Consider the following 8,386-nt stretch of genomic DNA (forward strand, 5'->3'; position numbering starts at 1 on the left):
TTACCGGCTGGCGTTGCCGAGGGCGATGGCGAACATCTCGGCGTTCACGCCCATGGTCCACCGGATGTAGCGCGCAGCATCCTCCGGCGAGCTCTCCAGCGCCTCCAGCCCCATCTCCGCAAAGCGCTGGCGGACCGCAGGGACGCGGGCAACCTCGTTCAGCGCCGCGTTAAGCCGCCCGACCACCCACTCCGGCGTGCCGCCCGGCGCGTAGAACACCGCGCCACCGTTGAAGGTCAGGTCCGGATAGCCCGCCTCGCCGATGGTCGGCACGTCGGGGAAGGTGCCGAGCCGCGCCTCGGATAGTACGGCGAGGCCGCGCAGCCGGTCGGCCGCGATGTGCGCCTGAAGCGGCGCCGCCGGCTGCACAACGAAGGACACCCGCCCGGCCATTAGGTCGGCGGCGTAACTGTCGCGGTAGGGCACGTGTAGCGCCTCGATCCCGGCGCGGTGGCAAAAGCGTGCCGCGTGCAGGTGGAAGGCGGTGCCAACGCCGAAGGAGGCGTAGGTCAGCGTACCCGGCCGCGCCCGCGCCAGCGCCACCAGCTCCGCCAGCGTGTTGGCGCCGAGCGTCGGCGCCGCGGCGATTACCCAATGGTCCCGTGTCAGCCGGTGGATCGGCGCAAAGTCCCTGAAGGGGTCGAGCGGCGGCCGCCCCGCGAGGACGAATGCGTCCACGATCGCGCCGATGCCTCCGAAGAAAAGAGTGTGGCCGTCGGCCGGCGCCCGGGCCACCGCCTCGGCTGCAAGGATGCCGGAGGCGCCGGGGCGGTTCTCGATCGCCAGGGGCTGGCCGAGCACCTCGCGCAAGGGCTCGGCGACCGCGCGGGCGGAGAGGTCGTTCGTGCTGACACCCGGGGGCACCGGCACCACGACCCGGATCGGCCGCGACGGGAAGGCCTGCTGCGCCTGGGCAGCTCCGCACTGGAGGGCCGGGCCGGGGGCGAGCGTCGCCAAGCCAGCCGCGACCGAGCCGAGCACGTGACGGCGAGGCAAGGGGCGGCGGAAGGTCCGTATCATCTGCGCCTCCGGTTGCGTCGGACGGCGTCGACGGTAGGCGGTGACGCCAGCCGCCGGGCAAACAACACTTCGGCACTTCACCCAGGCGCGGAACTCACGAATGCTGCGCCAGCCTGCGGCGCAGGGGCGTCCCGAGGGAGCCCGTCATGGACCGAGTCCGCAGCCTGGAGATGCTCGTGCGCACCGCCAAGGCCGGGAGGACACCGTCAAGTCGAGCGCGACTTGGCCTAGCGGACCCCGGTCCGGTAGGGGCTCCGGATGGTCCTGCCAGCCGCCAAGTCGCCCTATTCCGGGTAGCGGTTTACCGAAAAGCCAAGCTTAGGCGATACCAGTCAGCTCCCGTCCTGGCTTGAGCGGCACCTCCATCTCGCAAACCAAGCCGGATGCCGCCCAGGCGAGTGATATCTCTCCCCCGAGCTGGCCGCGCACGGTGCCGTCCATCACCCGTGTGCCGAAGCCGCGTCGAGGTGGCGGCCCGGCCACGGGCGGCCCGCCGACTTCAGCCCAGCGCAGCCGCAGCCTTCCCCATGGTCCCCCCTGCAGCGACCAGGACACCGCGACGCGACCGGCCGGCACCGAGAGCCCACCGTATTTCAGCGCGTTGGTGGCCAGCTCGTGTATCGCCAGCGGCTGCGCGGCACCGGCCGGTCGCCACGCTACGCGCCTCCCAGAACGCGCACCCGATCGGAGATAGCAGCGTAGGGCTGTGTTGCGTCGATGAGAGGGAAGCATGCACTCACCCCTACCCCGACTGGGGTTGATGGGCCTGAATTGAAGACTACTGACGGTCTTAGTATTCGGGTTGGATGATCAGGCCGACAGCCTCGCGTCGAGCCAATGGCACATCACCTCGGCCCACAGATCGCGCCCGCCACTCGCAAGGCTGGGAACACCCGTGTTGAGTGGCTGAACCTCATAGGCGCCAGCCCCTTCCAGACCCAGCAGATCGCAAGGCCCTTGGTCGGCAGGTTCAGTATGGATGAGGGGGGCTGACCCCGCTGGCTGCACCATCTAGACTCCACCGCCCTGCATGCTGGGGCTCCTTGGTAGCTGAGGTGCTAGCGACGGCTGCTTACCGAGCCGCGATATCGGCGAGGTCGAGCCGGTGGTGACCTGCCTCGAACACCTCGGCAGCGGAGGTTAGGGCCTCCACCCACTCCCCCTCCGGGGTCCTACAGTCCGGTTCAGCGGCAACCAGGCGCCGGATCTCCATCAAAGCCTGGGTGTAATCGGCTTCGGTGACGATCGGTGCGACCTGCATAGTGCTACTTACCCACGAAAACGGAGGTTTGCTGGCTTTTCTTCTACCATAGATAGAAGATCTCAATCTACCTTCGCGTGACCGCTAGAGGTGGCAGCGCTGCACAGTGTGGTTTTCCTGCATCACTGCGGCGGGTGATCATGCCGGGATTTGAATATGCTTCTTAATATAACTTATGGTTGAGTATGGCAGTTTAGGAAGTGCACTATGCGCCGCGGCGCCGTCCTCTCCTTCCCCTACCCGCGAAGGCTCCGGGACGTCGAACGCGATTGCTTGCAGCGCTTTGTGGCGACGGTTCCGGGTGCGCAGGCCGACATCCTCATCGGGCGAGATCGCCGGGAAGTCGCCATCCTTACCCTCGCTGGGCGGCATCTGTGGATCACCCGCGACGAAACTGGCATCGGCGCTCGGGATGCCGCCACCGGGCAGTGTCTGCGAGAGACACCTGCATCGGCCCGCTCTTGGCGACGGTGCTGGCCGCTCTGCTGCCGGGTGATACGGCCGCGTGCCGTGCAATGTCTGAGGTCTCCCACTCAGGCCCATGCGGCCCGGCGTAGCCTTGGCGGACTGCCTCAGCAGCTCCGAACACCACTCACCGAGATGGCAAGCCATGATGATTCGGCTGTGTGCGGCCACACCGAGATCGCGCCCGCGCCGCGGTAGTGAAAAGCTATGATGCGCCTGATGGCCGGGATGAAAGATGGCAGTTCGGAACCGGGCCAGATCTCATCAGGCTTCGGCGGATGGTGGGATGACGTTGCTGTCGAGAATGCAGCGACCGCGGCCGACGCGCTTTGCGACTATGCCGAGCGGCTGGGGGTTCAGTTGACGGTCCATGACGGTCCGACCGGCATTAACCTTGAATGGCTCTGGCGCCGTCCGCTCGCGCCGCGAGGGGCAGGTGCCGCTGTGCTGCGCGCAGTTTGCGGCTACGCCGACCGCACAGGTCGGCCAGTGCGCCTCATCGTATTGGCCGGCCGTGAACGGTTGCTTGGCTATTATGCGCAGTTCGGCTTTGAGGTCATGTGCCCAGCCGAGGACAACACCGGTAGCGCGGAGCTGGTGCGTACGCCGACAAAGCGCGGTGCCCCTGGTTAGCTTGGCTCCGCTGGATACTGGCGAACTACAGCGGCGCCATCCTCCCGGAGCGAGAAACCCGCCAAGCAAGCCACTGCGGGAGGGGACGAGGTCCTGGATGCTCGACCGCTGTCGAACTGCCGCCAAGGGAGCTTCCTATGGGTCGGCCCGCCAAGGGCTGCTCGGTTATACGTGCCCCCACACCTGATCCGTCAGAACGCCATTGCCGACATTTGGGGCGGCCTTCCTGCCGCTGATTTCAACGACTTCGAAGTTCTCGTCGCCCTCCCAAGGTGCGGCTTGGGCCCGGTGCCGCAGTGGCCTTTGGTATGGCCTTGCATGAGTTGACGACGAACGCGCTGCGGCATGGTGCCTTGTCCAGGCCTGATGGACGCGTTCAGCTCCATTGGTCGGTCAACTTGAACCCTGAATCTGAGCGCTTGCAGGTCCGTTGGGTTAAGGAAAATGGACCGCCAGTGCCCCGGCCAGCTCGCCGTGGCTTTGGTTCGCGTCTGATTGAGCGCGGCTTGACGCACGGGCTACGCGCCGGCGTGCGCTTGTTTTTCGAGCCTTCGGGCTTGCGCTGCGAGGTGGATGCGCCGTTGGCGGCCGTCGCAGCCGTGACGCGTTGATTGCGATGGCCTCACCTTGTGCCGAATGGTGAGGCCCGAACGCGTGACGAGCGACTTCGCCGTGGAGGCAGGCGGCCCGCTGCGTGCAGCCCAAGTTCCTGATTTTCAAATTTGTTTTGTGGGCATCTATATCGACGAGGACGTCACGCTTGAAGCAATCTGCAGCCAAATCATCCAAGCCGTCCGGGATCGGAAACGCGAAAAGCCCCATGGCCTCGGTCTGAGGCCATGGGGCTTTTGCAGTTTTGCCGCTGTGGAGCAGCGGCTGGCGGCTAGGTCGTCGGTTCGTCGGCGGCGGTCCGCTCCCGGCGGCGGTGCTCGAACACAGCGCCCTGGAAGGCGCGGAACTCGGGCACCCGCATGAAGCGGACTAGGTAGCCGCCATGGGTCAGCTCGTCGTGGCAGGGGGCGCAGATCAACCACCCATGCTCGGGCTTGTTCAGGCTCCGATGGAAGAAGTGGTCGAACTCGGCACCCGGTATAACCCGGCCGGCCTCGGTGAGGACGCGCTCGCGCAGGCAGCAGGGGCACCGGCCGCCGAAGGGCTCGGCCGCCACCGCCTTGACGATGATGCTCCGCCCCAGCCCGGTGAACTCCAGCCGGTTCCCCAGCACCAGCTCCTGCGCCGATAGCTGCAGGAACATCAGGTCCGCCGCATGCCGCTCGAGCGTGTCGAGCCTGGCGTGCAGGTCGCGGAACTGCTGGGCCAGGTGCCGCCGCAGCGGATCGAGGTCCGCTGCGGGCCGGTCGTCGTGCCACGCGAGGGCGGCACGGACGACGGCGTTGCACCAGAGGTGGAACTCGGGCGAGAGGTAGCGGGCATAGGACAGGGCCAGTTGCCAGTGCGCCCAGGTGCCGCCGTGGCGGCCGCGGGTGGTGGCAACGAAGCCGTCAGGGTCGAGACGGATAATATCATCCTGGATGATATTTTGGCGGGCCTCCCCCTCGGGGTCGGTCCAGTGCGCCTGGGCATGGGTGCGAAAGCGCGTGGTCTCATCGAGCACCAGCCAGTGGATCGGGCGCCGGTACTCCGGGCTGCCTGCTGCCCGCCACATGTCGGTCAGGTTCAGCATGGTGCCGCGGAGGCGGATGGGCCTGCCCTGGTAGCTGAGGATGCTGGTTGGGGTCATGGTGATCTCCAGCGAGGTTTCGGCCTTGCTCAAGGGCCGCAACGGTCGGCTCGGAGCTGCCGAGACGGGCTGGAGGGAGGGGCCAAGCATTGGGCCCGGCCGGCCAAGAGGCAACGGCTGGGCCAGGCGGGCTGGATAGCAGTGCGTGGACCGCCACCCCGACGCTGCTGGGGGCAGCGTCCGGACGCTGCCGTCCGGGCCTGTCTGGGCCCGGGCTCGCACGGCCAGCCTGCGGACGTGCTGGCCCGCCGTCGTGCCGGCGCGGCAGGCCAACGCATTCGCCTTGGAGCGATCCTGGGCGGCGCCGGGTAGGCACGCGTCATCGCCAGTCCCGTGCCACCGCTGGCAGGGAAAGGGTTTGCAGAAGCAGCCGGCTCACTGCCGGATGCGCGGTGCCGGAGCCCCGCAGCGCCAGGTAAGGCGCTGCGGGGCTTCGCCCGACTGGGCGGATGACGAAGGATGACGAGAGGTCGGCGGCCCTCCCTGGGCCCCAAGGCCGCGGCAGGACGGCACAAGGGCGGCATCGCTGCTGGCTTAGGACGGCCGATCCACAGCCAGCCTGGGCCTACCCCTCAGGGCAAGACCGAGCCGCGGTGCAGAGGGAGAGCGACGAGGCTCGATGAGGCGCGCCTCTCCTGTGATGGACATGGTGATTCAAATATTTGATTTCAATGACAGAACAGTGTGGCAGCTCAGCATTTTTGAATTGCAGCATCCGATCGCTGATCGGGTGTCCGGTCATCCCGCCCCCTCCCACGCGAGAACGGGGTGCGGATACGCCAAAGGGTCCAGGCCTCGCGCGGCTGGGCGAGCCCAGCATCAGCGACCGACCGAGGTGTCCAGCAGCGCCTCGGCCTGTTGGATCAGGCTGCGCAGCTTGGCGGCGGCACGGCTGGCTTCGCCCCGGAGCCGCTGGCCGGCAATGACCTCGGCACTCCGGCCGCCATGCTTCCAGGTAGCCCGGCGGCACCGCTCCAGCCCTTCGGGCGTCCGTGCGCCGGGTCGGGGCTTGGCCGGGGGCGCGAGAGGGTCGCTCACTTTCGACCCTCCCCCCGGTCCATGCGCCCCGCGACCACAGCCGCCCCACCCTCCTGGACGTTCACATACTGGACCGTCACCACTTGCTGGCCGCCGTTCCGCAGCCTCTCGAGGGTCAGCATGCCGCGCTGAGACGCCTCCAGGGCCCGTGCCGCAGCCCGCGCCATCCGGGCGGCCTCGATGCTCTGGACCTGCTGCCGCTGTTCGGGGGCCCAGGTTTTAACGTCTACTGCGAAGCCGCTCGCCCGGGCAGCCAAGGTCAATCCGAGCTCATGCATCACCGCGATCTGGTGTGCCAGGTTGCGCTCCACCGCATTCTCCGCCCCGATGCTCTCGGTCATCTCCAGGGCGAGGGTCAGCGCAGGGCCAGACACCTTGCCCGTGAGGGCCAGGCGGTGCTCGGTGGCTTCGGCGGCCAGGAGATCAGGCGGTTGCCGCACCTCGTTCTGGTAGAGCGAAGGCGTCTCGGGATCGGCCGAGACCACCTCGCCGCCAATGCCTGGACTGAGCGGGCTGCCAACCGCCAGGAGCGGATCGCTGAGGCGGTCGGCCTGGCGCTCGAGGTAGGCGGCATCATAGCGCTCACGCTCGGCGCCATGACGATCTCCCCGCTCGCTCATCTGGCGGGCTCGCAACCGCCGTGTGGTGACGTCTGCCTTCAACATGCGGCCTCGTCTGGCGCCGTCATCGCCGGGGTGCATGCTGGCGAACACACGCAAGCTCGGGTCGTATGGGGTACCTGGATCGTCGCTCATGGGGGCTCCTGGCTGGGGCCATGGCTGCGAACCGATGGCCGGATCGCCATGAGAGGGTGGACGGCTTACCCGCTTCTCGACACGACTCATTCTGTTAGGGCTGCGGAGAAACATACTCGTTCCGCTTGCGTTCGATCCTGTCGGCCTATCGGCGACCCACCTCAGCATTGACAGAAGGCGGCCTGTGCCCCGGAGAACAGGCGCCCCAGCGACTGGCTGGCGCTCGACGAGACAGGACGGTTTCGCGCCTATGCCGACGCCCATGCGACCGGGGTCGATGGCGCCGAGGCCGAAAATGCCGGCCAGGACGGTATTTTGGTCTGCGACAGCGACGGCCTAGTCGCCACCTGGCGGGGACGGTTCGGCGGGACCTGGGCACACTGGCAGCTCGCGCTGTCCTATGCCCGGTATCTCTCGCCGCAGTTCCACCTCTGGTGCAACGTCGTGGTCCGCGCCGCCATGGAGCACCTCGACGGCCCGGAGGCGGGCGAGGACCCGCTGCTGGAGCACCTCCTGCAGCAGTTCCGCGCCCTGCACCGCCGGCTCGACACCGTCGACCGGCATGCGGCGGACCTGATGTTCCTGCTGCTGTCGTCCCAGGACCTCCTGCTCGGCAAGCGGCGGAACTTCTCCGACCGCAGCCAAGTCATCATCCGTGCGGTCGTGGCCACCGAGCCCTTCGAGGGCCTGTGCCCCTGCTGCCACCAGACCCCTGTCCTCGACGCGGCGGGCCAGCCGCTGGCTGGCGCCGAGTTCGACCACTTCTTCCATCGCGGGCTCAACCGGCCCGAGCATGGCTGGTTGATCTGCGCCCCCTGCCACGCTGAGCTGACCCGTGGTGGCTACCTCGTCCGCTTCATGCGGATGCCCGAGTTCCGCGCCTTCCAGGGCGCCGTGCTCGAACACCGGCGGCGGGCCAAGCCTGGCGGCCAGGCCGAGTAGCCACACTCACCCTACCTTGCGGAGGGCCCAATGAGCCCCATGACCTCAGAACGAGGTCATGGGGCTTTTTGCGTTTCTGGCTCGTCCACACGATCCGCCGGCACCGGCCGGCTGCCACCGGACCCAGGGTGGCGGGGAGCGTGATTGAGCCGGTGGGCCAGATGACCGCTCCGCCGCCTGGGCTGGTTCTCAGGGTCATCGTCCGTCCCCACAAGCGGGGCATTCAAGGCAGCGGCGCCCTTCGCACGCGCGTGCGTGCGCGTGAGTCCAGGCACCCGAACTTCTGGTCCGAACTTCGAGGTTCGGGTGGCGGTGGCTATGGGGAGAACGGCGGTCTTGGCTGATGTCCCGGCTGCAAGCTGGTTCGAATTCCCCCAAAGAGAGGGCGGTTCGAACCTTTTAAGGGGGTCCGAACCCCCCTCTTTTCGGGGGTTCGGACCCCCCAAAGTTCAGACCCCCAAAGTTCAGACCCCCAAAGTTCAGACCCCCAAAGTTCAGACCCCCAAAGTTCAGACCCCCAAAGTTCAGACC

7 protein-coding genes and 1 pseudogene are annotated in these 8,386 nt (G+C 67.5%); 2 read left to right on the forward strand and 6 right to left on the reverse strand.

Annotated elements, in window-relative coordinates:
* The 3 genes from JMJ55_RS26530 to JMJ55_RS26540 all read right to left on the reverse strand — a co-directional run bounded on the left by JMJ55_RS26530 (window position 1) and on the right by JMJ55_RS26540 (window position 2,281).
* Window positions 1-1,020, reverse strand: coding sequence for a Bug family tripartite tricarboxylate transporter substrate binding protein (locus tag JMJ55_RS26530; protein WP_202828630.1), 1,020 nt, complete (start codon window positions 1,018-1,020; stop codon window positions 1-3).
* 318 nt (window positions 1,021-1,338) lie between these two features.
* Window positions 1,339-1,596, reverse strand: coding sequence for a hypothetical protein (locus JMJ55_RS26535; RefSeq protein ID WP_202828631.1), 258 nt, complete (start codon window positions 1,594-1,596; stop codon window positions 1,339-1,341).
* A 496-nt stretch (window positions 1,597-2,092) separates the two neighbouring features.
* Window positions 2,093-2,281 (reverse strand): hypothetical protein, encoded by a 189-nt coding sequence (locus JMJ55_RS26540; protein WP_202828632.1) that lies wholly within the window; start codon window positions 2,279-2,281, stop codon window positions 2,093-2,095.
* Between the two features lie 672 nt (window positions 2,282-2,953).
* On the opposite strand from JMJ55_RS26540, the gene JMJ55_RS26545 reads away from it, so the two are divergent.
* Window positions 2,954-3,379, forward strand: coding sequence for a GNAT family N-acetyltransferase (locus tag JMJ55_RS26545; protein ID WP_202828633.1), 426 nt, complete (start codon window positions 2,954-2,956; stop codon window positions 3,377-3,379).
* Between the two features lie 883 nt (window positions 3,380-4,262).
* Here the strand turns inward: JMJ55_RS26545 and JMJ55_RS26550 are convergent.
* The 3 genes from JMJ55_RS26550 to JMJ55_RS26560 form a co-directional block, all read right to left on the reverse strand.
* Window positions 4,263-5,120, reverse strand: a complete 858-nt coding sequence (locus JMJ55_RS26550; protein ID WP_202828634.1) for a KilA-N domain-containing protein — start codon at window positions 5,118-5,120, stop codon at window positions 4,263-4,265.
* An 819-nt stretch (window positions 5,121-5,939) separates the two neighbouring features.
* Window positions 5,940-6,158, reverse strand: coding sequence for a hypothetical protein (locus JMJ55_RS26555; RefSeq protein WP_202828635.1), 219 nt, complete (start codon window positions 6,156-6,158; stop codon window positions 5,940-5,942).
* Window positions 6,155-6,778, reverse strand: coding sequence for a hypothetical protein (locus JMJ55_RS26560; RefSeq protein WP_202828636.1), 624 nt, complete (start codon window positions 6,776-6,778; stop codon window positions 6,155-6,157). Before JMJ55_RS26560 ends, JMJ55_RS26555 begins: the two co-directional genes overlap by 4 nt.
* 327 nt (window positions 6,779-7,105) lie before the next feature.
* On the opposite strand from JMJ55_RS26560, the pseudogene JMJ55_RS26565 reads away from it, so the two are divergent.
* A pseudogene (locus tag JMJ55_RS26565) lies at window positions 7,106-7,855 on the forward strand (KilA-N domain-containing protein); the annotation flags it as partial.
* Between the last annotated feature and the right edge of the window lie 531 nt (window positions 7,856-8,386).

Source organism: Belnapia mucosa (genome assembly GCF_016775475.1).
Lineage (GTDB): Bacteria > Pseudomonadota > Alphaproteobacteria > Acetobacterales > Acetobacteraceae > Belnapia > Belnapia mucosa.